This is a genomic window from Mesorhizobium sp. LMG17149, assembly GCF_024518695.1.
Taxonomy (GTDB): Bacteria; Pseudomonadota; Alphaproteobacteria; order Rhizobiales; family Rhizobiaceae; genus Mesorhizobium.
Map to the genome: position 1 here is coordinate 415,305 of NZ_JANIFL010000002.1, position 23,477 is coordinate 438,781.

Here is a 23,477-nt window from a genome sequence, read left to right on the forward strand (position 1 = left end):
ACCCATCAGGCGAACACCTCGGCGGCGGCCAGCAGCGGCGCCTTGAGGTCCTTGTCCGAGAGCTGGAACCCGCCGGCCAATGACGGCCATTCGATGCCGATGGCGGGATCGTCGAAACGGACCGACCGATCATGCGCCTGCGAATAGGTGTCGGTCACCTTATACAGAACCTCGGTGTCGGGCACGAGCGTCACGAAACCGTGCGCGAAGCCTTTCGGCACCAGAATCTGGTTGCCCTTTTCGGCCGACACTTCGAGAGCGACCCATTTTCCGAAGGTTTTCGAACCGCGGCGAATGTCGACCGCGACATCGAGAATGCTGCCCCGGATGACGCGCAGCAGCTTGTCCTGGGCGCGCGGCGCAAGCTGATAGTGAAGCCCTCGCAAGACGCCCGCCGCGGCGGAATAGGAATGATTGTCCTGCACGAAAGCCAGGTCTATGCCGGCCTGCGAAAAGCGCTCGGCATTGTAGGTTTCCACGAAGAAGCCGCGCGCGTCGCCATGTCGCTTCGGCACGATTTCCAGCACGCCATCGATGCCAAGGGGCCTGACCTCCAACACCTAGCCCTCCGACAGGTCGACGACACGCCGGCGCAGATAGGCGGCATATTCATTCTTGCCCAGGTGATCGGCGCGACGCAGAACCTGGTCCACTGTCAGCCAACCCTGTTCAAAGGCGATCTCTTCGGGACAAGCGACCTTGATGCCCTGACGGTGCTCGATGGTGCGCACGAATGATGAGGCCTCATGCAGGCTGTCATGCGTGCCGGTGTCGAGCCAGGCATAACCGCGCCCCAACCGATGCACATGCAACTGGCCGCGCTCGAGGTAGACGTTGTTGACCGCCGTGATCTCGAGTTCGCCACGCGCCGAGGGACGGATGGCAGGGGCGATGTCGACGACGTCGTTGTCATAGAAGTAAAGACCGGTGACCGCCCAGTTGGATTTCGGCACCTGCGGCTTTTCCTCGATCGTCAGCGCCGTTCCCGTGGCCTTGTCGAAGGAAACCACGCCATAACGCTGGGGATCCTCGACATGATAGGCGAACACCGAAGCGCCCTTTTCGCGCGAGGCAGCGTCGCGGCAAAGCTGCGACAGCCCGTCGCCGAAATAGATGTTGTCGCCGAGGATCATCGACACGTTGTCCTTGCCGATGAAATTGCGGCCGATGATGAAGGCCTCCGCCAGCCCGTTGGGCTGCGGTTGCTCGGCATAGGACAGGTCGAGGCCGAACTCCGATCCATCGCCAAGCAGATCGCGAAAGACGGGCAGGTCACGCGGCGTCGAAATGATCAGAATTTCACGGATACCCGCGAGCATCAGAACGCTCAGCGGATAATAGATCATCGGCTTGTCGTATATCGGCAGAATTTGCTTAGAGACTGCTAATGTTAGCGGATAAAGACGCGTTCCACTGCCTCCAGCAAGGATAATTCCTTTCAAGAAGCTCTCCTTGACATGCCTGAACCCCCCGGCCCCAGCCGACCGTGCTTAGGTTCCATGCAATGGCTTGTCAATCTCGGCGTTCGGCAAACGTCTGGGTCACGATCCAGCGCCAATCCATCGCCAATTCCAGGCGACGCATTGCTATCGTCTTGCCAGAGCCGGCCTGACGGGAACAAGCAGATTGTCATCATGGGCCTCGGTCGACTCGTCTCTCTGGCTTAACCGCCCAGCGAATCCCTTGTGAAAGATGATGCCATTCATATAGGCGAAAGTCATCGCAAGCGCCGCCGTTCGCATGGGATAATCGACCAGGGAATGAACGAGCAGAAACGATACTGAGAGAAACGCCATTTTCTGCAGCGGATCTCGCCGTGCCGCCAGGGAAAACGCAAAAAGCAATATCGAGTAGGCCGCGACCAGAAAGACAACAGGCGCGCCACCTTCAAGTGCCAATTCCAGATAATCATTGTGGGCGTGATTGACGTAGGGCTTGAAGATCATCTCTCCCTTTTCGTAAATCTGGTAGACTTTCGGAAAACTCCCAAAGCCGACGCCCGTCGCCCAGTTCTCTTCAATTCCCGCGATCGTGGTGCGGGCAAATTCGGCCCGTCCAAAGGCCGGGTCAACCACTTCCGCATCGATCTTCGTCCACGCCCCGATCGTGTAGAGCGAAAGTCCGATGAAGACAGCGGGTATTCCATACCCGCCCAGCCTCGAGCGCGCGGACAGAAAGACGACCGATATTATGGTGATCGCCAGCCCTATCAGAATACCGGCGCGCGAACCGGCGGCCAGAAGCAGCAGCAGCAGCGTTATCAAACCGAGCGACCCGGACAGAAGGTGCCCGCGAAACAGGCCGTAGTAGACGACGAAGGGGATGGAGACGAAGAGCAAAGCTGAAAAATGGTTCTGGTTGGCAAACAGTCCCGCATTGATCGTGAACGGCAGCAAACCCTGTATGGCAACCGTATCGGAGAGCGAATACTGGATCGCCGCAGCCAATCCGTTACAGATGACACCCATCAAAAAGAAGGGCAGGAGGCCGTAGACCTGATCTGGGCGCAAGCGGGTGACGCTCAGAAAGAATGCAGCCATCGCCACGAAGTACAACAGACACTCGATCGTGCGTCCCACGCCGACACTGACGAAACGCAGCCCGGTTTCACCGCTCAGCCATGGATTTGCAAGTAAAACCTCAGGCCGCAATCCGCTCAACAGGGCGGCGGGCAACGGCACGATTTGGAAACAGAACACGGCAAGGCCCAGAGCAAGCAACCACAGGGCCGAGCGAGGGATGCCGTGCTCAGACGGCCTTGAAAAGATGGCCGCGGCCGCGACAATCGCCGCCACCTCGATCACCGCCTCGGTGTAGAGACCGCTCGCGGTGCCGCCGCCAATCAGCACTGACAGGAAAAGAACCGACCCAACCAGATATTTTTCCCATTCCGTGGACCGGGCTGACCGCTCTCTCAAGATGAAACTCTTTCGATGCTCAATTTGTGCATGACCAACGTGCCAACGTATCGAAATCGCCAGCTCTCAGCGATGGCAGCTGTTTCCAGCCGCAACACTTGCATGGGACACGCGCCTGGTCCGATCGCGAAATCCAGACTCAACTGCCGCCGATTGAATGTGCCCTCCGGAATGTTGAACCGAGCTATTTCTCCCGCCGGATCCGCGCATCTGATGGACCAGAACAACTGCTTGGGCAGCTTCAGGTTTCTCGCGGAGGCGATCAGGGAAATCCTGTAGGAGCCGGGAGGCAGTTCGACATATTGCTGGAGCGCGGCGTTCTTCACCGGCGTATTCAGAAACCGGACAGTCGCTCCGCTATCGCTTTCGCCGACGTCGCGCGCCCCGGCAAAGGTAATTTCCAGACCGGAGCGGTCGCGAACCTGCCAGTCGAATGGCTTGTCGCTGAGGATCTGTTCAAAGCCGCCGTTGAAGATGTATCCGGCCAGTGTCCGCTCCTGATCGGTCATACTGAACAGGAACAGCCGATAGGCCGCCTCGTATTCCTTCTGCCGGATGTACCCGTTGATTACGGCAGACAATTCCTTCGACGTCGGTTGTGAGCTCGATCCGGTAAGGTCCAGCAACAGTTGATTTGCGACGCGCAGGCCCCGCGGATCCTTACCAAGGGCGGAGAAAAGATTGGACCTCCACGGTGCCTCGATCCTTAAGGCTGCCAGGACAGCCTGATATCCGTCCGGGTTTGCAAGAATAGCCGGCAAGCCCGCCGCAATGACTGGAAATGTGTCCGGCCACCGGCGCAGCAACGTGTCGATCTCGGCGACGGCCTTTGACAGGTCGCCCATCTCGATCGAGCGATCGATCGATCTCTGAAGCGAATGGATTTCAGTCTTGGACAGCTTTCGAGCCTGGTCGAAGAGTTCAAAAGCCTCGTCTTTCTCGCCTTGTCGATACTCAATCTCGCCTATCAGGCTGTAGAGCGTCGGCAGCGCAGCAAATTAATATGCTCCAGACTTGGAGCCTTTACCGCGTATTTTTGGCCGTACCACGTTCCCTTGCCGGTTCCATGTTGGGCCAGATGGTTCGCTTCGACCAGAATGGCCAAGTGTTTTTTGACGGTGTTTCGGTTTGCACCTGTCAGGTTGACGATCTCGCTGATGGTTATGCGCCCACGCTCATTGATGGCCCCAACGATTTGCAGAGAGAGTTCGGGCAACGTGCCAAGCACAAGGCGTTCTCGCTCGATTTTTTTCTCCAACCTCCGCTTTTGCTGCTGCAGAGCGCGCAGGAAATACACAGCCCATGGCTGCCAATTGGGGTTCGGGCTGCGGATCGTCTTTTGAGTCTGGCGTAGCGCCAGATAGTAGCCTTCCTTGCTGTTCTCAATCACGCTTTCGAGGGAAGAGTAAGGCACATACGCATATCCGCTGCGCATCAGCAGGAGCGTCGTCAGAACGCGCGACAGCCGTCCATTCCCGTCCTGGAATGGGTGTATCTCCAGAAACACCACCGTGAAGATTGCGACGACGAGCAGAGGGTGCAGGCTTTGCTCGTTGAGTGTGTCGCGTGTCCAATCGACAAGCTCTTTCATCCGCTTCGGCGTATCGAAAGGCGTCGCCGTTTCGAAGATGACGCCGATCTCTTTTCCGTCGGCATCGAACGCACTGACATTGTTGGCGAGCGTCTTATATGCACCGCGGTGGCGTTCATCCTTGTTGCTGAACGCCAGCAGGTCACGGTGTAGCTGTGTCAGGTGGTTTTCGGTCAGATCAATCGCATCGAAATGCGCGAAGATCATTTCCAGGATCTGCGCATATCCGGCGACTTCCTGCTCGTCTCGGGACTCAAAGAATTTGATGTCGAGGTCGGCGAGCAGCCGCTCCACGTCGCCGTCAGTAAGCCTGCTTCCTTCGATACGGGTAGAAGAGCCAATGCTCTCGATGGTCGCAACGCGGCGCAGAGCCGATAGGCGCTCCGGAGCGAGCGCGCCCAGCGCTCGCCAAGCCCCTTTGAATTCGTCGATCTCCGAGACCAGAGCAAGGATCTCGGTGGTGATTTGCAGAGAGTCGATCTTCAGGGTCATACCCACAAATGTACCCAAAAATACCCGAAAAATTCAAGAACCGGCAGACCCAATAAAGGACCCATAAATACCCAAATGCGGGCAGCCGGCCAGCTTGAGAATAAGACCCACTGTGCCGGAGCCAGGCAAAAGCGCGGTTCGATCCTTGCGAATAGTATTCGTCAGCAGGTTGATAACCCGAGCGCCATCCAGACATCGCCGCTCCCGAAAGGTGCCGGGCTTTTTTGTTGTCCGGAACCGAAAACGATGGAGCAAGTTGGAATGCCGTCAGCGTTCTGTGGTCGGCCCGCTCCTTGCTTCCTCAGTGGGCGGGCCATATCGGGTTACCCTCACTAGCAGCATCTGGTGCACCATGCCGTCAACCTCGATACGCAGATTCGAATACAATCCGGACACTAGGATTCTATCGGTGTGGTTTGTAGCGAGCGGCAGGCAGTACGACTTTCTGGACGTGCCGCCGGAGACCTACGCCGATTTCAAAACTGCCTTTGCCAAGGGCCGGTATTTCAATGATCGCATCCGTAACCATTTCGCGTTCCGTCCCGTGGCACAAGCTCCAACGCCAGCGGCTCATGTTGGGGCTGATCGTGCCAAGCGACCTGGCGGAAGTCGCGCATGTCGAGCTGCTGGCCACACACCGGACAGGTCATGAAGTTTTCGCGCTCGTCGGCAGGCTCGCCGCCGTGCAGTTCGCCGAGGATCGGTGGGCCAAGGTCCGATAGCTTCGTCATGGCTATCAAACATTCAATTCGTCTAAAATGTTCCGGAACCATTTTAGCGCGCGCTAATTGAATCGCACTATGCGAGTCAGCGCATGCCTCTGAAGTTCATCAAGCCCATGGAGCCCGAGCTGGTCGACACGCCACCGCAAGGCGACGCATGGCTCCATGAGATCAAATTCGACGGGTATCGCACCCAGATTATCAAGGATGAAAACGGGATACGGCTGTGCACCAAGAACGGTTACGACTGGACCGGTCGCTATATCGAACTTGCCGGAGAGGCGGAGGGGATTGAGGCGGAAAGTTTCATCATCGATGGCGAGACAATCACGGTCAACGAGGCCGGCCTGTCCGACTTCCACGCCCTGCAATCAGCCGTCACAAGCCGTAAGCCATCGCGCGATCTGTATTTGGTGGCGTTCGATCTCCTGCACCTGAACGGGCATGATTTGCGCAACATGCCGGTGGAAGATCGCCGTGAAATCCTGCAGGAACTAATTCCAGCCGTTGGCCGCATTCAGGTCAGCAAAGCCATGCCCGGCACTGGCGACGCGGTTTATCACCTAGTCGACAGGGCAGGGCTGGAGGGCATGGTCTCAAAGCGTAAGGACAGCGTCTACCGCAGCGGGCCCACGATGAACTGGCGCAAGATCAAGTGCTATGCCGAAAAGGAAATGGACATCATTGGCGTGCAGCGCGAGGCGGGAAAGCCCGCAATGGTGCTGATGGCCGACAAGGGCCGCTATGCCGGCGGCGCTTTCGTTGCCTTTAAAGCCGACAAGCGTCAGCGACTATGGGATCGCGTGCAAGGGAAGGTCGGGGGACCAGTGCCGATCGGTCTAAAGAAAGAAAAGGCCGAATGGCTGAAGCCTGGTCTCGTCGGCCGCGTCAGATTCCTGAAGGGCGAGGAAAGACTACGCCATGCGAAGCTGCTCGATTACCGGGAGGAGGAATAATGCCGAGGCAAAACCCTGGAGTGCGGCCCGCTGCCGCGCCTGAGAACCGGCGCATTCACGTTCTAGCCCATCAGGCTTAATTGATGGATTCCCATCATGCTGCTAGCGTGACAGGGCTGGTCATTAGGCCCACCCCTTGTGCCCGGCACTGGCCGGCGCGGTCCTGTCACCCCAAATTCGTAATCCGTGCCGGCCATTCTGGGTAGACAACTCTCAATGGTCGGATGCAGGGAATTAGGCAGAGCCCTCGGTCTCGCTTTCCTCATCGAACAGACGCGGCACCGGGAGATAGGCATTGGCAACGAGCCAATCGCCAATGATGGTCTTGATCAGATCCGATTTCGCCAGCCCCATTTCCACTGCGATGTCAGAGAGCGTATCCTGAACGCCAGGATCGAGATCGATGCCGCCGGTGTTGCGAATTATCAGCGCGGCGCGCCGAAGCATGATTTGGAGATCAGCGCGAGGAACGTCTGCGATGCGGTCGGAAGCCTGCTGCAATTCATCGGCGAAGGTCGAGCGGGTCATTGGCGCCTTCCTCCCAAGAGATATTGATCGCCGTCGGCGCGATGCCCGCGACAGAACCAAAGTGATGGCCCCTTCGGTCGTGCGAAGCCGAACGGCGCGCGCATGCCACATCCAACGTGCTCGCAAGTGTGGTTCTGAATTCGCTGGCTTTCGCGCAACGGAGCTACCATGCCTTCGGCAAGTCTGGCTGGTTCATCGCTCATAGGGGATTGATCGGCCCGACCAAGGCAGGATGGTCGTTGGGCTGCTTGTTGATCAGTGTCGCGTTGACGTCGCGGCCGACGCGATTGAACTGCAACTGGCCGTCGATGTCGTGGCTGAGAATGTCTTTCAGATAGTCTTTGGGCGTAGCCGGGTCCAGCCACGCATCATAGTAGGCATGGTCGAGGATGACCGGCTGCCGATCGTGCAGGTTCTTCATCGGGTCGCCGGCGGGCTCGGTGATGATGGTGCAACTTGTGATGTCGAGGTTGGAGTTGTAGGCCCAGAGCCCTGCGAATGAGAACGGCGCGTGGCCGGGCAGATAGATGTGCCAAGGGTCCTTCTTGGCGTCGGCCGGCGAGATGGTCCATTCGTAGAAGCCGTCGGCCGGGATCAGACATCGCTTCGACTTGAACGCGTCACGGAAGGCCGGGGCCGTATCGACGCCTTCGATCCTGGCGTTGAACATTGCCGCCTTGGGCATCTCCTTTGCCCAGAACGGTACGAGCCACCAACGGCCCTCACGGAGTTTGTGATTGCCGTCTTCGCCGGCAGTGACGAACGGGACTTCCTCTGTCGGCGCGATGTTGTAGCGAGGGGCGTCATTGCGGCCGGTCTCCGCCGGCGCCGTCAGCCGATAGAGCCGGTGGATCTCGGACCAAGTGAGGTATCGGGTGAAGCGGCCGCACATGTTCAATCGACCAGTTCAAGCAGGAGATAATTGTCCGGCACGGCATCAGGAGGCCAATTGGCGCAACACGCAGCTATAGCGGCCTTGTTGGCCGCCATCCAAACACTTGCGGCATCGTCCTCTTCCGCTGTGGGCTCTTCATCGGCAGCAAAGCTGGCGTCGTCCCAGCCTTCCAAGGCAAACAATCCACCTGCGGCTTGCTGGGCCGAGATGCCGGCCGCAGCGAAGACGGCCTTTGCCGCCTCGACGCCGCGCTCCTGCTCCTCAAGTGAAGCGCCTTTGATCTCCAAGCGAAGCTGCATTGTTCGCCTCCTGTGGCTATATTATCGTCAGTGAACAAAATGAGAACGACTGAGTCAAGAGCCTCTTGACCTTAGAGGAATATGTTCCTCTTTTAAAGGGATGGCACACGAACCGATCGACACGCTGGGCAAGGCAACCCGGCACAATATGCTTGTGAAAGCAGAATGCAGTTGCGGCAATGTCCGCTACTGCCGATCGGCTGACTTGATGATGGTCTACGGCGGTGGCGTCGATCCGCAGACGCTGAAGTTTGATTGCAGTCGCTGCAAGCCGCAGATCAAGATCACGCTGGTGGAGGTGCATCCGGAGCATTTGCCGAAGCGCCTGGTGATCCACAAGCCCATGAAGATCGACGGCAAGATCCACTGGCACACCGAGCGGTTTAGGGGATAGCCATGGCTAGATCAAAACCGTCAAAGCAATTTTCACAGGCTGAAATCGAGCGCTTTCTGTTAGCGGCGGAAGCGCTGCACCTAAGCATCGTCAAGCCGTTCATATCTCCTCATTGCGACCACTACAGGCAGACGCGAGTCTTGCATGAGGTGCTGTTGAAGACGGTGCGGGAAGTCACCGGGAAGGAAGTCGAGTTCATCCGGTGGAACGCTACTGGACCGGTGCTGCCTCGTAGGGCTGAGTAGATTGGCGACGGCTTGCCCATAACCGGGCAAAAAAGTTGGCATCTAATTGCTTTGAAAGATATGGGGTGGGCGAGAGCCCGTCCGTTCGAAAATGGGGCGGCGGCAATCTACCAGCCTGAGAGGGCGGCTCGGCCTTACGTCGAAGCTTTTGCCCAACTGACAGAAGCCGTGGGGCTTCGCATCCGTCACCTTGTCGCTCTGAAAGTCCAACGCGTGACATGCGTCGCCACGTCAGCCCACCTTGGCTTGGCGGGAATTGCGGATCGCCGGAATAACGGAACGATGAGGCGTCCGGGAATACCGAGCCTTATCCCCGCCCGAAATACGCCTTGTACCACTCGACGAACCGCCCGATGCCCTCGGTCACTGTCGTCGTCGGGCGGTAGCCGACCGCCTGCTCCAGTGCCGAGGTGTCGGCGAAGGTATCGGGCACGTCGCCGGGCTGCAGCGGCAAGAGTTCGACGATGGCTTTGCGGCCCAGCGCGTTTTCCAGCGCCTCGACATAGGCAGTCAGCTTCACCGGGTTGTTGTTGCCGATGTTGAAGATGCGCCAGGGGGCGCTGCTTGTGGCCGGATCCGGACGGCTGGAGTCCCAGGCGGCATTGCCCGTGGCCGGGCTGTCGCTGGCGCGGATCACGCCTTCGGCGATGTCATCGACATAGGTGAAGTCGCGCGTGTGGTTGCCGTTGTTGAACAGCTTGATCGGCTCACCGGCAAGGATGTTTTTGGTGAACAGGAACAGCGCCATGTCCGGGCGCCCCCAGGGACCATACACCGTGAAGAAGCGAAGACCGGTCGTCGGCAATCGGAACAGATGGCTGTAGCTGTGCGCCATCAGCTCGTTGGCGCGCTTGGTCGCGGCGTAGAACTGCAGCGGATGGTCGGCCGGACGATGCTCGGAAAACGGCATGTCGGTGTTGGCACCGTAGACACTGGATGTACTGGCATAGGTCAGGTGCGCGACGGCGCTGTTGCGGCAGGCCTCCAGCATGTTGGTGTAGGCGATGATGTTGCTTTCGACATAGGCATGCGGGTTTTCCAGGCTGTAGCGAACCCCGGCCTGGGCGGCGAGATGGATCACCCGGTCGAATGCATGGTCGGCAAAGCAGGCGTCGACCACGCTCTTGTCGGCGAGATTGCCGCGGATGAAATGATAGCCGGCATTGGTCTTGCGGCTCGCCTCGTCCAGAAGCCGCAGCCTCGCCTCCTTGATCTCCGGATCGTAATAGTCGTTGACGTTGTCGATGCCGACGACCTCGTCACCGCGCTCCAGCAGCCGCTTCGCTACGTGATACCCTATGAAGCCGGCCGCGCCGGTGACCAGAACCTTCATCAGAAACGCCCATCCGTGACATGCCTGGGGAACAGACCCTTGATGTCGTAGATGACGCCCGGGGCCTTGCAAAGCGCCATCAGGCCGTCGACGCCCAACGCGCGGAACTGCCTGTGGCCGACGGCCACGATAACGCCGTCATAACGCATGTCGGGAATGTCCTTCATGCTGGCTATGCCGAAGGCACGCGCGCATTCCTGCGCGTCGACCCAGGGGTCCCATATGTCGATGCCGGCGTTGTATTCCTTCAGTTGGGCAACGATATCGGCGACCTTGGAATTCCTCAGGTCCGGACAATTTTCCTTGAAGGCCGCGCCCATCACCAGAATCCGGCTGCCAACGACAGGTATTCCCTTGCGCATCATCAGGCGGGCCGTCTGATCCGCCGCGTGCCGACCCATGCCGTCATTGATACGGCGGCCGGCAAGAATCACCTCCGGATGATAGCCGAGCTCCTGGGCCTTGTGGGTGAGATAGTAGGGATCGACGCCGATGCAGTGGCCGCCGACGAGACCAGGCGTGAAGCGCAGGAAATTCCATTTGGTGCCGGCGGCTTCCAGCACTTCGGACGTGTCGATGCCGAGCTTGCCGAAGATAAGCGACAGCTCGTTCATCAGCGCGATATTGAGGTCGCGCTGAGTGTTCTCGATGACCTTGGCCGCTTCGGCGACCGCAATGCTCGAGGTACGGTGTGTGCCTGCCGGCACGATCGAGGCATAGAGCGCATCGATACCTTCGGCCGCTTCCGGCGTCGAGCCGCTGGTGACCTTGACGATCGTTTGCAACCGATGCTCGCGGTCGCCCGGATTGATGCGCTCGGGACTGTAGCCGAGGAAGAACCCCTCATTGTAGCGCAGGCCCGAATGTTTCTCGATCAGCGGCGCGCACACCTCTTCCGTGCAGCCGGGATAGACCGTCGATTCGAAGATCACCACCGCGCCTGGCGAGATGACCTCACCGACCAAAGTCGATGCCATGATCAGCGGTTTCAGATCCGGACGGTTGGCCCTGTCGATCGGCGTCGGAACCGTGACGATGAAAATCCCGCAATCGCGCAGATCGGCCTTGTCGGTGGTGAATGTCAGCCGCGACGCAGCAGCGATCTCATCGCTGCTGGCTTCCAGCGTATGGTCGTCGCCACGCCTCAGCGCGTCCACCCTCGACTGGTCGATGTCGAAACCGACGACATCCCTGCCGGCGCCGAAGGCGACCGCCAGCGGCAGGCCGACATAGCCAAGCCCGATGATCGCTATTTTCCTGGAGGCGAGATCCATCTGCTTCCTGCGCTTGCTATTCCAGAGCCATGCTTCGCATTGGTTATCGCGCCCCAAGCCGGTAAGCATCGTTTTCAGCGTCTTGAGAGTTATCAAAACGTCCAGCCAAGGCGAAAAGTTCTTTATGTATTAGAAATCATAGTGCAATTTTTCCATAACGTCATCGACGGCAGCCACATGCCCCTGATTTACTTGTGCCCACCCACTTATGCCCGGCCTGACGATATGCCTGTAGCGGTAGAATGGCAGCTCAGCCTCGTACCACTGCGACAGCACGACAGCTTCCGGCCGCGGCCCGATCCAACTCATTTCGCCACGCAGGATGTTGATGACCTGCGGCAGTTCGTCGATCCTGGATTTTCGCAGGAAACGCCCGACTCTGGTGATGCGGTCATCGTCGTGCCTGGTGATCGCCCTTTCCTTGTCGCTGCCGGCGCCAGAGTGCTGGCGCATCGAGCGAAACTTGTAGACCGTGCAGATCTTGCCCCGGTAGCCCATGCGTTGCTGGCGAAACAGCGCAGGACCATCGGAATCCAGCCGGATCAGCAGCGCTATCAACGCCAGAACGGGGGAAAGAACGATGATCAAGACAAGTGCCGAGACCCAGTCGACCGCCTGCTTGATCTTGAGATAGGCCTGGTTCGGATTGAGCGAACCAAGCGTGTTTTCCGACAGGTGCTCGATCTCGACCCGACCGGTCAGCGACTCTCTGACCTGCTTGACGTGGTATACGGGCGTTCCCGAAAGGGCCCGATCCGCGATGTATCGTTCCCATTCCGCGCCAAGATCGGCACGCAGATCAACGACCACGCCGCTGGCTCTTTCGATTATCGTACTGGTCGACTTGATCCAAAACCAATGCACACCCGGTAACGTCTTGAGGCGCTCGACATCTCCGCCGGGAATCACCACGAGCCGGTACGGATCGAGACGCCGCGTCAACAGGCTCAGGCCGAAGTACCAGAGCGTGGACTGCGTGAAACTGGCGGCAGCCTGAAACCGGCTGTACTCGAACCGAAAAAAGAAGATGGTCAGGAAAACAGCCCCGTAGGACAGGGCAAATGTCGGCAAGATGTAACTTGCCGCGGCCACGCCCGGGAAATTTCCGATGCGGCGATAAGACAAGAAGCCCACAAGGTGCGCGATGACCGCAGCGGCTACTGTTACCTGAAGATTGGCCGAATAGATGAATTCAGGATTGAAGACAATCCGGATGATCGCCGGCGCAAAAATCGCGAATGTCAGTCCGCCAAGCAGTTGAAACCGAATCCTGAACAGGAAGTGCCGGCTTCCGACAATAGTCGACGCTGCGACATTCAACGTCTTCCCCCCTTCCCCGAAGCTGCCGTATCGGCGACAGACCAGCGCGATAGTGCATCTGACCTGATCGTTCACAACAACGAATCGGACGTCTCGCCCCCCGGCGATTCGATACAGTCGAAGACCAAGAGCTACGACAGCGCGGCCGCGCCAGCAAGCATCTATTTCTCAGATCAACAGTTCGGGAAATTGAAAAGCCTGGGCTAATAAAGCGGCTTAATGATCATTACTGAAGATGTCGCAGCGTTAGGGCGATATAACCGACAATCTATCGAGGTTGGCGGACATCAGACCGGAAATCCGTCAGTGACGCCGCTCCGGCCCGTGGCTTGATTGCCCCTGGCCGTTTCTTCGATCGCGCGCTTCAGCCGCGCTTCAGCAGCGTCCAGACGGCCGGCACCAGGCTTGCCGCGAGCGCCACCTTGATCAGGTCGCCGACGATGAACGGCACGATGCCGAACTGCCACGACTTTTCCGGACCGATGAGCAGCGCCAGCCAGGCAAAGCCCATTGCCATCATGACGACTTCGCCAACCAGCATGGCGTTGAAAAGCTTGATCGGATGGCGGTCCCAGCCGCGATCCGCCGCCCAGCCGACAATTGCCGCCATGACCACGAAGCCGGCGAGATAGCCGCCGGTCGAGCCGAGCATGTAGGCAATGCCGAGACCCTTTTCAGGCGTGCTCTGGAAGACGGGGAAGCCCATGGCGCCCTCGGCCATGTAGAGCAGCAGGGTGGCGACGCCGAGACGCATGCCGAAGGCGGCGGCGATCAGCAGCACGGCCAGCGTCTGCATCGAAATGTCGACCGGCCCGAGCATTACCTTGGTCTTGGCCGACAGTGTCAGCACAAGCGTTCCGGCGATGGCCAGGAAAAGCTGCGTTGCCAGCCGCGCCGCGCCGTTTTGCGGCAGAGCCAGAGAAACAAGCGGACGCATCGTAGTTACAATTGCCATGGTATTTCCCCAATCCGATTGCCGCACTCCGATGTTCGCGGCCTCACATCCTCCTATATTGGCTTGCGTGTTGTGCGGCAATCGGTTTTGCCGTTTCCCGAAACAAGGCACCGATGCATGGCACTGAAATTCGACACCGGCTTCGACCCCTTCTATGGCCATGGGGTGAACGTCGCGCCCGATGTCCAGCGCATCACGGCCCGCAATCCAAGCCCCTTCACCTTTCACGGCACCAACAGCTACGTCGTTGGCCGCGATACGCTGGCGGTGATCGATCCGGGGCCGGAGGACGAGGCGCATCTGCGGACCCTGATCGAGGTGATCGCAGGCCGGCCGGTTAGCCATATCTTCGTCAGCCACACGCATCGCGACCACTCCCCGCTGGCGGCCCGGCTGAAAGAGCGCACCGGCGCCCTCGTGCTGGCAGAAGGGCCGCACCGGCCGGCAAGAGCCCTGCATATCGGCGAGACCAATGCGCTCGATGCCAGTGCCGACACGGCTTTCGTCCCTGATGTCGCCCTGCCCGACGGCGAGGTGGTCGACGGCGACGGCTGGTCGATCAGGACGGTTCTGACCCCGGGCCACACCGCCAATCATGCGGCGTTCGCGCTGCAGGGAACCGGCATCCTGTTTTCGGCCGATCATGTCATGGCCTGGGCAACCTCCATCGTCGCCCCGCCGGACGGGGCGATGGCCGACTACATGGCCTCGCTGGACCGCTTGATCGAACGCGGGGACCGCTTGCTGTTGCCAGGACATGGCGGGCCGGTGACAGCACCGCGCGCTTTCATGCGCGGGTTGAAGACGCATCGCAAGATGCGCGAGCGCGCCATTCTGGAGCGGGTCAAAGAGGGGGACCGGACGATCGTGGACATGGTCAAGGCGATCTACAGGGACACCGACCCGCGGCTGCATGGCGCCGCCGGATTGTCGGTGCTTGCCCATCTCGAGGATCTGACGGCGCGCGGTCTGGTTGTGACCGATGCCGCACCGGCCATCGACGGCATTTTCACGCCGGCCGGATAGGCCAACCTGGACCGCTGCCAAGTGCCGAAGCCTTATTCGGCTGGCGCGGCGCCGACCTGACCGGCGACTTCCTGGTCGAGCTCCGCCAGGAATTCGGTGATGCGCGCGGCATTGTCGCCAAGGTCGTAGCGGCCGTAGCGGGATGCCGACCGCATATCGACGATGACCGTGTCGCCATCGTCCGTCACGCGGATCGCCACATCGGCGGGAAGGCCGATCACGAAGCCCTTGGCGACGGCGGTGATGGTCACCTCGCTTTGCCCGGCGAGATCGGGATAGGGCTCCGACAGCTCCCAGTCGCGCCGGTCGAGTACGGTTTCGACGGCATTGACGACAGTCTCGAACGGCAGGTCGTAGCTGCGTGCGCTGACCAGCGGATAGCTATCGGCCTGCAGCCGCTGTTCGCCAGGCGTCGACGGCGCAAGCACGTTCATATCCTTCGTGCGGTCGCTCACGTCGAGCGCCGGTGGTTCGTCGAAATCCGTCGAGATATCCCTGAGCGGCGGATAGATCGTCGCCCAGTAGGCGGCGACGCCGTAGGGTGCGAGCACCAGCAGTGCCAGCAGCGCGCCGACCGTCAGGTCGCGGCCGCCGCGGTCGCCGAAATTCCACAGCCGCGAAAAGGCAAACCCGGCAAACAACAGCGCCATCGCCGCCAGCAGCGCGACAATGCCGAGCACCCACAGAAAGACAGGTGTTTCGACGAGATCGAAGCGATGGCCCACAAAGACCGTCAGCAGCAGCACCAACGAAAAAGCGGCCGTGCGCCGCGACCAGCCGGCCGCCTTCGACGTTTGCCGTTCAGGAATGCTAACCATCGTTTTCCGTGCTGCCCCAACCCGAACGGAGACTTAGTGCCTTTTTGCGATGGCATGAAGCCGAAACATGCACCATCGCGTCAATCGGTCGGCAGGCGATAGTCCTTGAATTGCTGGCGCAAGGTGATCTTCTGGATCTTGCCGGTTGCGGTGTGCGGAATTTCGCCGACGAAAGCGACATCGTCCGGCATCCACCATTTGGCCACCTTGCCGTCCATGAACCCGAGAATGTCAGCCTTGGTCGGTTCCTTGCCCGGTTTGCGGACGACGACCAGCAGCGGCCGTTCGCCCCATTTCGAATGCTGAACGCCGATGGCTGCCGCCTCGGCGACATCGGGATGGCCGACAGCCAGGTTCTCGAGGTCGATGGTCGAAATCCATTCGCCGCCGGATTTGATGACGTCCTTGGCGCGATCGGTGATCTGCATGTAGCCGCCGGCGTCGATGTGGGCGACGTCGCCAGTGTCGAACCAGCCATCCTCATCGAACTGCTCCACGCCGGCGTCGCCATAATAGGCACGGGCAACGGCCGGCCCACGCACTTTCAGGCGGCCAAAAGTCTTGCCGTCCCAGGGCTGCTCGTTGTTGTCGTCGTCGGTCACCTTCATTTCGACGCCGAAGGGCGGGTAGCCCTGTTTCTGCTGGACGTCGAGCCGGGCTTCGCCCTCAAGACCGGCATGGTCCGGCTTCAGGGTACACAGCGTGCCGAGCGGCGACATTTCGGTCATGCCCCAGGCGTGGATAACCTGGACATCGTAGTTCTGCTGAAACTTGGTCATGATCGCGCGCGGGCACGACGAGCCGCCGATGACGACCTTGTTGAGATAGGGAAGCTTCTTGCCGGTCTCCTCCAGATGCTGCAGCAGCATCATCCAGACGGTCGGCACGGCGGCGCTGAAGGTCACCTTCTCGGTGTCGAGCAGCTCATAGATCGACGCGCCATCCATCTTGCAGCCGGGCATGACCAGCTTGGCACCGATCATCGGCCCGCTCTGGCCAAGGCCCCAGGCATTGGCGTGAAACATCGGCACGACAGGCAGGATCGTATCGCGCGACGACAGCCCCATGGCGTCGGGCATGGCAGCGATCATGGCGTGCAGCACGTTCGAACGATGGCTGTAGACGACGCCCTTGGGATCGCCCGTGGTCCCGGACGTGTAACACATGCCGGCGGCGGTGCTTTCGTCGAAGGTCTTCCAGGCGAAGTCGCCATCCGCTTCGTCAAGCCAATCTTCATAGGCGACCGCGTTGGGCAATGTCGTCGGCGGCATATGCGCCCTGTCGGTCAGCACGATCACCTGTTTCAGCGATTTTACGGCGCCGGCGATTTTCTCGAGCAGCGGCACGAAGGTCAGGTCGACGAAGACTGCCTTGTCCTCGGCATGGTTCATGATCCAGACGATCTGCTCGGGAAACAGCCGCGGATTGAGCGTGTGGTAGATGGCGCCGATGCCCATGATGCCGTACCAGGCCTCGATATGGCGTGCGGTGTTCCAGGCCAGCGTGGCGATGCGGTCGCCCAGCCCATAGCCGTCGCGCTCGAGCCGCTGGGCGACCTTCAGGGCACGGCGATGGATGTCGGCGTAAGTGGTGCGCACGATCGGCCCCTCGATCGAGCGCGTCACGATCTCGCGCACGCCATGCTGCCGCTCGGCATTGTCGATGAGCTTATGGCAAAGCAGTGGCCATTCCTGCATCAGTCCCAGCATTCGGTCCTCCCTCACGCTTTTGCGTTGTGCTTTTCGGGCTATTGTGGAGCGAACCGGCGGATTGTCCAGCCGTCAGCACCACCCAGCGCCGCATTGGTGGAAAACCGCCACAATCCGGCCATCGTCGGCGTTAAGTTTCGTTAACGGGCAAAGGGGTGCGATTGGCGACTGAAAGAGGTTCGCATGGACGCGCAGCTCGACGACAAGGCTCTCGAGAGTACGCTTGCCGAAAGTCTGGCCGATGTGGTGCCGGACACAAAGACTGTTTCCGAAGACGAATTTGTTGAAGTTGTCGGCGGCGCGCTGGAAGCGGTCGGCGGCACGCTGCTGTTCAAGATGTGCGTCCAGAATCAGGGCGAGGACCAGCACGTCGCAGCCGCGTCAGTTGGCGATGGCGGAAACCGCCAGTTCCTGCTGCTCACCTTGCCGACCGGCGGCGGTTCCCTGAAGGTCGAGACTGTCTTGAGAAGCAGCAACCCGGTCGCCGGGATCGCTGCCGCCTATGCCGGTCTCATGGACGTGTTCAAGGCCGCTGCCTGACCGCTGACGACAATCCCGAGGATTCCAAGGGGCGATTTATCGGCGTCGGCTAGGCAAGTTTTGCGTGTTGGATGGCGATAGCGGCTTGCGCAATGCGCTTGCGCGACACACTTAAAGTCGACGCAAGGAGAGCCCCCCGCATGGATCAGATCGCCAACCCCGCACCCGGTTTCCAACGCAACCCGGACAAAATCATCACTGTCGAGCCCTATGCCGGCACCGTTACCGTGCGTGTCGGAGACGTGGTCATCGCTTCAACAACGAAGGCCAAGGTGCTGACCGAGGCCCCCTATCCGGCGGCCTTCTACATTCCGTTCGCCGACATCGATTTCGGCAAGCTCGGCCGCACCGACCACTCGACCCATTGCCCCTACAAGGGCGATGCAAGCTATTGGAGCGTGCTGCCTGCCGGCGAGACCGGCCAGAACGCCATGTGGGCCTACGAGCGGCCTTTCGACGAGATGGCTGAAATCCGCAACCACGGCGCATTCTACGCCAGCAAGGTCACGATCGAAGCCAAACCGGACTGAGCCAACGCCGAAGGCATCGAGATATGCTCGGCTGGCCACTCACTCCGTCGTACCGTTATTGCCGATGCCCTCGGCATCGTCGAGCCGCACAAAGGTCAAGCCCTTGGCCTTGAGCGCCAGCAGCCCCTGCACCACGCCTTCGCCGGCCGCATGGGTCGGCTGGTTGATGTGCGAGATGATGACGTCGCCATCCTTGGCCGCCGCGATGCGCCGGGCGGTCTCCTTGGCGCCAAGCAAAGAGCCGCCGTCGCCATTTATCGAGAACCCCGCGACCTTGAAGCCAAGCTTGCGGATCATGGCGATTGCCGACGGGCTGTATTCCGCGGTTGCGCCACGAAACCATTTCGGCGCCGGCTCGCCGGTCCCGGTAAGAGCGGCAGCTCCCGATTCGACCTCGGCCAGCACCGCATCCGGGCTGCCGGCGCTGCGGATGCCGTAGATTTTCCGCGGCGTGTCGACCGCCGGGATGTGGTGGCCGCCATGGTTTTCCAGCTCGAACAGATCGGGATGCGCCCGCATGATCTCGACGGCGGCGGCGTTTCGCTTCAGCCAGATGCCGGTCACGAAAATGGTGGCGGGGATCTTGTTGTCCACCAGCGCCGAAAGGATCCGGTTGTCGGTCTGCCCACCGCACGCGTCGAGCGTAAGCGCCACACGGCCGGCTCCGCTCGCCTGCGACTTGATGTGCAGCGTCGGCTCGACGAGGGGCGCGGCATGGCTGGCGGATGCCATCGCCCACGACAGGGCGATCATGCAGAGATTTTTTTGCAGCAGGCGCATCAAACCGATTCCGGACCCGTCATTTCAAGCAGGCATCCCAACGACCCGCATGAAGGCGGAAATCGGGATGGCGCATAGCAGAAAAGCGCTCCGCGACAATGTGACCGTTCCTGTGGGCGACAGGTCATTCCACCGCGTCGAGATCGGTCGTGCATGCGGCGCATGATCTCAGATGGCGTGTTCCAGTTTCATTTCGGTGCGCGAAAGAACCTCGCGCACCGCATCGACCACAGGCTTGACCTCGAGGCCCCAGACGCAGCATGCCTTGCTGGGATCCGGCGCGCGGCAAAGGTCCTCGGCCATGCAGGCGCAAGGCATCGGCGGCTGGAGCGAGATGCTCGGCACGCCGACGGGACCCCAGCGCGACGGCTCCGTCAGACCGAACAGCCCGACAACCGGGGTCCCAGTGGCCGCGGCCATGTGCATCGGGCCGCTCTCATTGCCGAGAAACAGCCGGGCCTGTTTCAGCACCGCCAGCAGGCTTTCAAGCGACAGGTCACCGACGAGACTGACGACCGACGGCGCGGTCCTGGCGACGATGCGTTCGGCGATCTCGCGCTCGTCCGGGCCACCCACCAGGACGACGTCCAGACCAGTCTCGCCGGCGATCTCGACGATCACTGCTGCAAACCGCTCCGGCTGCCAACGTCGCCCCTCGAAGCTTGCCCCCGCATGCACGGCGATGAAGGCGTTTGGCCGCAGATGGTGCTTACCCAGCAGCGCCAATGCTTTCGCCGTCTCCATTGGCAGCGGCTCAAGGTTTGGAATCACCGTGCGAAGTTCGATGCCGAGCGCTTCGAGCGGCGAGAGGTAGCGGTACAGGAAATGCTGGCCATCAAAGCCGTAGGGCTTGGCAAAAACGTTGGCGGGTTGCCGCTCCAACATACGCAAGGGTCTTTCGGAAGGACTGTAACCGACACGGGTCTTGGCGTTGACGAGCCCGGTGACGATGCGCGACGTCTTCGAGTCGGTCAGGTCGATGGTCAGGTCGAAACGGAAGCGGCGCAACGCCCGCACCATGGCGTAAAGCTCTTTCCCGCGCTCCAAGGACGTGCCGCGCATGCGGTCGCGCCTGAATGTGACCACCTCGGAAGCTATATCATGGGCGATCACGAAGCTCTCGAAGCGAGCCTCGCACAGAAAGACGATGCTGGCGCCGGGGAATGCGAGCCGCAGGTTCTTGGCGAGCGCCGAGGCGAGGACGAGATCGCCTATGAACTTGGTTTGGACGACCAGGATCGAGTGGAACGGCGCGGGAGAAATCTGCAGCATCTGTTTCCGGGAGCAATTTGCGGATAGCCGCAAATTGGGCAGGAACAATGTCGAGATTGCGCGACGCCGCCAGCACGTTCGCGTGAATTGCCTTACAAAACGGTAAGCTGGATGGATCCTATCGGCGGCCTGCCTTCGCAACCAGCACCGCAGCCTGCGCGGCCGCCAGCCTGGCGATCGGTACGCGATAGGGCGAACAGGACACGTAGTCGAGGCCGACCTCTTCGCAAAAGCGGATCGAGGCCGGATCGCCGCCATGTTCGCCGCAGATGCCGAGCTTGATGTCTGGCCGCGTCGCCCTGCCCTTTTGCGCGGCCATGCGCACCAGTTCGCCGACGCCGTCGATGTCGAGCGAGACGAACGGGTCCTGATCGATAATGCCCTTCTGGCGGTAGGTTTCCAGGAACGAGGCCGCATCGTCGCGCGAGATGCCGAAGGTCGTCTGGGTCAGGTCGTTGGTGCCGAAGGAGAAGAATTCGGCCGACTCTGCAATGACATGGGCACGGATCGCGGCGCGGGGGAGCTCGATCATGGTTCCCGTGAGGTAATCGATCTTGACGCCGGTTTCCTCCATGACGCTCTTGGCAACCGCATCGATGCGCGCCTTGACGTAATCGAGTTCCTTCACCAGGCCGACGAGCGGCACCATGATCTCGGGGACCACCAGGGCGCCGGCCTTCCTGCCGGCCTCCACCGCCGCCTCGAAAATGGCGCGCGCCTGCATCTCGGCGATCTCGGGATAGGAGACAGCCAGGCGGCAGCCGCGATGGCCGAGCATCGGATTGAACTCGTGCAGCGCCTCGGTGCGCTGCCTGAGCTTGTCCGGCGACACCTTCATGGCGGCGGCGACCTCGGCCACCTCCTCCTCGGTCTTCGGCAGGAATTCGTGCAACGGCGGATCGAGCAGGCGGATCGTCACCGGCAGGCCGGCCATGATCTCGAACAGTTCCAGGAAGTCCGAGCGCTGCATGGGCAGAAGCTTGGCAAGTGCAGCGCGCCGGTCCTTTTCGGTGTCTGCCAGGATCATCTCGCGCATGGCAACGATGCGGTCTCCATCGAAGAACATGTGCTCGGTGCGACAAAGGCCGATGCCTTCGGCGCCGAAGGAGCGCGCCATGCGCGCGTCGAGCGGCGTTTCGGCATTGGTGCGCACTTTCATGCGGCGGACCGCGTCCGCCCACTCCATGATGGCGGCGAAATCGCCGGAAAGTTCGGGCTGCAGCATCGGCACGGCGCCCTTCAGCACCTGGCCATTGCCGCCATCGATGGTGACGATGTCGCCCTTGCGGAAGGTCGAGCCCATCGCCATCAGCGTGCCGGCCTTGTAGTCGACACGCAGCGAGCCGGCCCCCGAGACGCAAGGCTTGCCCATGCCGCGTGCCACCACCGCGGCGTGGCTGGTCATGCCGCCACGCGTGGTCAGGATGCCTTCCGCCGCATGCATGCCGTGGATGTCTTCGGGACTGGTTTCGATGCGCACCAGGATCGCCTTGCGCCCTTGCGTCTTCAATTCCTCGGCGTCGCCGGAGGAAAAGACGATCTCGCCGGTAGCGGCACCGGGCGACGCCGGCAGTCCGATGCCGATGACATCGCGCGCGGCCTTGGGGTCGATGGTCGGATGCAGCAACTGGTCGAGCGAGGCCGGGTCGATACGGGCGACGGCTTCCTCTTTGGTGATCAGCCTGTCCTGCGCCATCTCGACGGCGATTTTCAGCGCCGCCTTGGCGGTGCGCTTGCCGGAGCGGGTCTGCAGCATCCACAATTTGCCGCGCTCGATGGTGAATTCGAGATCCTGCATGTCGCGGTAGTGCTTCTCCAGACTGTCGGAGATGGTGACAAAGGACTGGAACGCGTCAGGCATCAGCTTCTGCAGCGACGGCCTGTCCGAGCCAGCTGCGATACGTGCCGCTTCGGTGATGTTCTGCGGCGTGCGGATGCCGGCGACGACGTCCTCGCCCTGCGCGTTCACCAGGAACTCGCCATAAAGCATCTTTTCGCCGGTCGAAGGGTTGCGCGTGAAGGCAACGCCGGTGGCCGAGGTTTCGCCCATATTGCCGAACACCATGGCCTGGACGTTGACCGCCGTGCCCCAGCTTTCGGGAATGTCGTGCAGCCGGCGATAGGTGATGGCGCGGTTGTTCATCCAGCTCGAGAACACGGCTGATATCGCGCCCCAGAGCTGCTCATGCGGATCCTGCGGAAAGGGCCTGCCGAGCTCTTCCTCGACCTTGGCCTTGTAGAGCGCGATGACGCCTTGCCATTCGAGCGCCGTGAGTTCGGTGTCGAGCTCGTGCCCGAGCCCGCCTTTCTGATCCTCCAGGATTTCCTCGAACACCTCATGGTCGAGGCCCATGACGACGTCGGAATACATCTGGATGAAGCGGCGGTAGCTGTCATAGGCAAAGCGCGCGTCGCCGGAATCGGCGGCCAGCGCCTCGACCGTCTCGTCGTTCAGGCCGAGATTGAGCACGGTGTCCATCATGCCGGGCATCGAGGCGCGAGCGCCCGAACGCACCGACACCAGCAGCAGTTTCGACGGGTCGCCGAACCGACGGCCGGTCAGCCGGCCGATGTGATCGAGCGCGACCGCGACATCGGCTTCCAACCCGGCCGGATAAATACGGCCGTTGGCGTAGTAGGCGTTGCAGACCTCCGTGGTGATGGTGAAGCCCGGCGGCACCGGCAGCCCCAGGCTGCACATCTCGGCCAGGTTGGCGCCCTTGCCACCCAGGAGATTCCTGTCGCTGGCACGGCCTTCCGCCGCACCATCGCCAAAGGTGAAAACCCATTTGGTCATGCATCGCTCCGGTTGCAGGAGACTGGAAAGATTGGCGAAACGGAAAGTTCCGCCGGTCCGTCCTTGGAGCGATATGATGCTGC

Annotated in this window: 24 protein-coding genes and 1 pseudogene; 8 read left to right on the forward strand and 17 right to left on the reverse strand. The window is 60.8% G+C overall.

The annotated features are described in order from the left end of the window. Nucleotides 1-5: 5 nt before the first annotated feature. The 5 genes from rfbC to NP945_RS05275 all read right to left on the reverse strand — a co-directional run bounded on the left by rfbC (nt 6) and on the right by NP945_RS05275 (nt 5,001). Complete coding sequence (rfbC, locus tag NP945_RS05255) at nt 6-560, reverse strand: dTDP-4-dehydrorhamnose 3,5-epimerase (protein ID WP_127272014.1); 555 nt, start codon at nt 558-560, stop codon at nt 6-8. Next, nucleotides 561-1,442 (reverse strand): glucose-1-phosphate thymidylyltransferase RfbA, encoded by an 882-nt coding sequence (gene rfbA / locus NP945_RS05260; RefSeq protein WP_127272412.1) that lies wholly within the window; start codon nt 1,440-1,442, stop codon nt 561-563. Nucleotides 1,443-1,586: 144 nt separating this feature from the next. Beyond that, nucleotides 1,587-2,918 carry an O-antigen ligase gene (locus NP945_RS05265; protein WP_256745750.1) on the reverse strand — a complete coding sequence of 444 codons (1,332 nt, stop codon included), beginning with the start codon at nt 2,916-2,918 and terminating at the stop codon, nt 1,587-1,589. Further along, entirely contained in the window at nt 2,915-3,763 is an 849-nt protein-coding gene (locus NP945_RS05270; protein ID WP_256745751.1) for a hypothetical protein, read from the reverse strand. The genes NP945_RS05265 and NP945_RS05270 overlap by 4 nt, the downstream gene beginning before the upstream one ends. Nucleotides 3,764-3,885: 122 nt before the next feature. Further along, a complete protein-coding gene (locus tag NP945_RS05275) occupies nt 3,886-5,001 on the reverse strand; it encodes a Fic family protein (RefSeq protein WP_256745752.1) in 1,116 nt (371 codons plus the stop codon). Nucleotides 5,002-5,353: 352 nt separating this feature from the next. On the opposite strand from NP945_RS05275, the pseudogene NP945_RS05280 reads away from it, so the two are divergent. From NP945_RS05280 to NP945_RS05290, 3 genes and pseudogenes are all read left to right on the forward strand, one after another. Next, a pseudogene (locus NP945_RS05280) lies at nt 5,354-5,473 on the forward strand (KTSC domain-containing protein); the annotation flags it as partial. Nucleotides 5,474-5,510: 37 nt separating this feature from the next. Continuing rightward, nucleotides 5,511-5,723, forward strand: coding sequence for a hypothetical protein (locus NP945_RS05285; protein WP_256745859.1), 213 nt, complete (start codon nt 5,511-5,513; stop codon nt 5,721-5,723). A gap of 92 nt (nt 5,724-5,815) precedes the next feature. Further along, complete coding sequence (locus NP945_RS05290; RefSeq protein ID WP_256745753.1) at nt 5,816-6,679, forward strand: ATP-dependent DNA ligase; 864 nt, start codon at nt 5,816-5,818, stop codon at nt 6,677-6,679. Between the two features lie 234 nt (nt 6,680-6,913). Here the strand turns inward: NP945_RS05290 and NP945_RS05295 are convergent, their stop codons facing one another. The 3 genes from NP945_RS05295 to NP945_RS05305 form a co-directional block, all read right to left on the reverse strand. Next, complete coding sequence (locus tag NP945_RS05295; RefSeq protein ID WP_256745754.1) at nt 6,914-7,207, reverse strand: hypothetical protein; 294 nt, start codon at nt 7,205-7,207, stop codon at nt 6,914-6,916. A gap of 199 nt (nt 7,208-7,406) precedes the next feature. Beyond that, on the reverse strand, nt 7,407-8,099 hold the full coding sequence (locus NP945_RS05300) for an SOS response-associated peptidase (RefSeq protein ID WP_256745854.1): 693 nt from the start codon (nt 8,097-8,099) through the stop codon (nt 7,407-7,409). A gap of 2 nt (nt 8,100-8,101) precedes the next feature. Continuing rightward, nucleotides 8,102-8,401: a hypothetical protein gene (locus tag NP945_RS05305; protein WP_256745755.1), complete on the reverse strand. Its 300-nt coding sequence runs from the start codon at nt 8,399-8,401 to the stop codon at nt 8,102-8,104. 208 nt (nt 8,402-8,609) lie between these two features. Here NP945_RS05305 and NP945_RS05310 point away from each other — a divergent pair, with 208 nt between their 5' ends. Together NP945_RS05310 and NP945_RS05315 are read left to right on the forward strand one after the other, a co-directional pair. Next, nucleotides 8,610-8,795, forward strand: coding sequence for a hypothetical protein (locus tag NP945_RS05310; protein ID WP_256745756.1), 186 nt, complete (start codon nt 8,610-8,612; stop codon nt 8,793-8,795). Nucleotides 8,796-8,797: 2 nt separating this feature from the next. Next, nucleotides 8,798-9,040, forward strand: coding sequence for a hypothetical protein (locus NP945_RS05315; RefSeq protein ID WP_256745757.1), 243 nt, complete (start codon nt 8,798-8,800; stop codon nt 9,038-9,040). A 307-nt stretch (nt 9,041-9,347) separates the two neighbouring features. Here the strand turns inward: NP945_RS05315 and NP945_RS05320 are convergent, their stop codons facing one another. The 4 genes from NP945_RS05320 to NP945_RS05335 form a co-directional block, all read right to left on the reverse strand. Continuing rightward, nucleotides 9,348-10,373 (reverse strand): NAD-dependent epimerase, encoded by a 1,026-nt coding sequence (locus tag NP945_RS05320; protein ID WP_256745758.1) that lies wholly within the window; start codon nt 10,371-10,373, stop codon nt 9,348-9,350. Continuing rightward, on the reverse strand, nt 10,373-11,647 hold the full coding sequence (locus NP945_RS05325; RefSeq protein ID WP_256745759.1) for a nucleotide sugar dehydrogenase: 1,275 nt from the start codon (nt 11,645-11,647) through the stop codon (nt 10,373-10,375). The genes NP945_RS05320 and NP945_RS05325 overlap by 1 nt, the downstream gene beginning before the upstream one ends. A 129-nt stretch (nt 11,648-11,776) precedes the next feature. Next, on the reverse strand, nt 11,777-12,967 hold the full coding sequence (locus NP945_RS05330; RefSeq protein WP_256745760.1) for a sugar transferase: 1,191 nt from the start codon (nt 12,965-12,967) through the stop codon (nt 11,777-11,779). 364 nt (nt 12,968-13,331) lie between these two features. Next, on the reverse strand, nt 13,332-13,922 hold the full coding sequence (locus NP945_RS05335; RefSeq protein ID WP_256745761.1) for a biotin transporter BioY: 591 nt from the start codon (nt 13,920-13,922) through the stop codon (nt 13,332-13,334). A 117-nt stretch (nt 13,923-14,039) separates the two neighbouring features. On the opposite strand from NP945_RS05335, the gene NP945_RS05340 reads away from it, so the two are divergent. Next, entirely contained in the window at nt 14,040-14,948 is a 909-nt protein-coding gene (locus tag NP945_RS05340) for an MBL fold metallo-hydrolase (RefSeq protein ID WP_256745762.1), read from the forward strand. 32 nt (nt 14,949-14,980) lie between these two features. On the opposite strand, the gene NP945_RS05345 is transcribed toward NP945_RS05340, so the two are convergent. Together NP945_RS05345 and NP945_RS05350 are read right to left on the reverse strand one after the other, a co-directional pair. Continuing rightward, nucleotides 14,981-15,766: a DUF1499 domain-containing protein gene (locus tag NP945_RS05345; RefSeq protein ID WP_027035904.1), complete on the reverse strand. Its 786-nt coding sequence runs from the start codon at nt 15,764-15,766 to the stop codon at nt 14,981-14,983. 80 nt (nt 15,767-15,846) lie between these two features. Beyond that, entirely contained in the window at nt 15,847-17,475 is a 1,629-nt protein-coding gene (locus tag NP945_RS05350; RefSeq protein WP_256745763.1) for a fatty-acid--CoA ligase, read from the reverse strand. A gap of 183 nt (nt 17,476-17,658) precedes the next feature. Here NP945_RS05350 and NP945_RS05355 point away from each other — a divergent pair, with 183 nt between their 5' ends. Further along, entirely contained in the window at nt 17,659-18,015 is a 357-nt protein-coding gene (locus tag NP945_RS05355; RefSeq protein ID WP_027035902.1) for a hypothetical protein, read from the forward strand. A 140-nt stretch (nt 18,016-18,155) separates the two neighbouring features. Continuing rightward, a complete protein-coding gene (locus tag NP945_RS05360) occupies nt 18,156-18,545 on the forward strand; it encodes a DUF427 domain-containing protein (protein ID WP_127270456.1) in 390 nt (129 codons plus the stop codon). Nucleotides 18,546-18,584: 39 nt separating this feature from the next. Here NP945_RS05360 and NP945_RS05365 read toward each other — a convergent pair whose 3' ends face one another. From NP945_RS05365 to ppdK, 3 genes are all read right to left on the reverse strand, one after another. Further along, a complete protein-coding gene (locus tag NP945_RS05365) occupies nt 18,585-19,325 on the reverse strand; it encodes a polysaccharide deacetylase family protein (RefSeq protein ID WP_127327117.1) in 741 nt (246 codons plus the stop codon). A 168-nt stretch (nt 19,326-19,493) separates the two neighbouring features. After that, entirely contained in the window at nt 19,494-20,597 is a 1,104-nt protein-coding gene (locus tag NP945_RS05370; protein ID WP_256745764.1) for a glycosyltransferase family 9 protein, read from the reverse strand. 118 nt (nt 20,598-20,715) lie between these two features. Continuing rightward, the gene (gene ppdK / locus NP945_RS05375) at nt 20,716-23,394 is read right to left on the reverse strand and encodes a pyruvate, phosphate dikinase (RefSeq protein ID WP_127270462.1); all 2,679 of its coding nucleotides are present in this window, start codon (nt 23,392-23,394) and stop codon (nt 20,716-20,718) included. Between the last annotated feature and the right edge of the window lie 83 nt (nt 23,395-23,477).

What these genes read in the sequence shown, in the direction of transcription:
- NP945_RS05365 (WP_127327117.1), bottom strand. Translation starts at nt 19,325, where the DNA reads ATGCGCCTGCTGCAAAAAAATCTCTGCATGATCGCCCTGTCGTGGGCG.
- NP945_RS05360 (WP_127270456.1), top strand. Translation starts at nt 18,156, where the DNA reads ATGGATCAGATCGCCAACCCCGCACCCGGTTTCCAACGCAACCCGGAC.
- NP945_RS05335 (WP_256745761.1), bottom strand. Translation starts at nt 13,922, where the DNA reads ATGGCAATTGTAACTACGATGCGTCCGCTTGTTTCTCTGGCTCTGCCG.
- NP945_RS05320 (WP_256745758.1), bottom strand. Translation starts at nt 10,373, where the DNA reads ATGAAGGTTCTGGTCACCGGCGCGGCCGGCTTCATAGGGTATCACGTA.
- NP945_RS05345 (WP_027035904.1), bottom strand. Translation starts at nt 15,766, where the DNA reads ATGGTTAGCATTCCTGAACGGCAAACGTCGAAGGCGGCCGGCTGGTCG.
- NP945_RS05355 (WP_027035902.1), top strand. Translation starts at nt 17,659, where the DNA reads ATGGACGCGCAGCTCGACGACAAGGCTCTCGAGAGTACGCTTGCCGAA.
- ppdK (WP_127270462.1), bottom strand. Translation starts at nt 23,394, where the DNA reads ATGACCAAATGGGTTTTCACCTTTGGCGATGGTGCGGCGGAAGGCCGT.
- NP945_RS05325 (WP_256745759.1), bottom strand. Translation starts at nt 11,647, where the DNA reads ATGGATCTCGCCTCCAGGAAAATAGCGATCATCGGGCTTGGCTATGTC.
- NP945_RS05350 (WP_256745763.1), bottom strand. Translation starts at nt 17,475, where the DNA reads ATGCTGGGACTGATGCAGGAATGGCCACTGCTTTGCCATAAGCTCATC.
- NP945_RS05270 (WP_256745751.1), bottom strand. Translation starts at nt 3,763, where the DNA reads ATGGGCGACCTGTCAAAGGCCGTCGCCGAGATCGACACGTTGCTGCGC.
- NP945_RS05305 (WP_256745755.1), bottom strand. Translation starts at nt 8,401, where the DNA reads ATGCAGCTTCGCTTGGAGATCAAAGGCGCTTCACTTGAGGAGCAGGAG.
- NP945_RS05315 (WP_256745757.1), top strand. Translation starts at nt 8,798, where the DNA reads ATGGCTAGATCAAAACCGTCAAAGCAATTTTCACAGGCTGAAATCGAG.
- NP945_RS05300 (WP_256745854.1), bottom strand. Translation starts at nt 8,099, where the DNA reads ATGTGCGGCCGCTTCACCCGATACCTCACTTGGTCCGAGATCCACCGG.
- NP945_RS05340 (WP_256745762.1), top strand. Translation starts at nt 14,040, where the DNA reads ATGGCACTGAAATTCGACACCGGCTTCGACCCCTTCTATGGCCATGGG.
- NP945_RS05310 (WP_256745756.1), top strand. Translation starts at nt 8,610, where the DNA reads ATGATGGTCTACGGCGGTGGCGTCGATCCGCAGACGCTGAAGTTTGAT.
- NP945_RS05285 (WP_256745859.1), top strand. Translation starts at nt 5,511, where the DNA reads ATGATCGCATCCGTAACCATTTCGCGTTCCGTCCCGTGGCACAAGCTC.
- NP945_RS05290 (WP_256745753.1), top strand. Translation starts at nt 5,816, where the DNA reads ATGCCTCTGAAGTTCATCAAGCCCATGGAGCCCGAGCTGGTCGACACG.
- NP945_RS05295 (WP_256745754.1), bottom strand. Translation starts at nt 7,207, where the DNA reads ATGACCCGCTCGACCTTCGCCGATGAATTGCAGCAGGCTTCCGACCGC.
- NP945_RS05370 (WP_256745764.1), bottom strand. Translation starts at nt 20,597, where the DNA reads ATGCTGCAGATTTCTCCCGCGCCGTTCCACTCGATCCTGGTCGTCCAA.
- NP945_RS05275 (WP_256745752.1), bottom strand. Translation starts at nt 5,001, where the DNA reads ATGACCCTGAAGATCGACTCTCTGCAAATCACCACCGAGATCCTTGCT.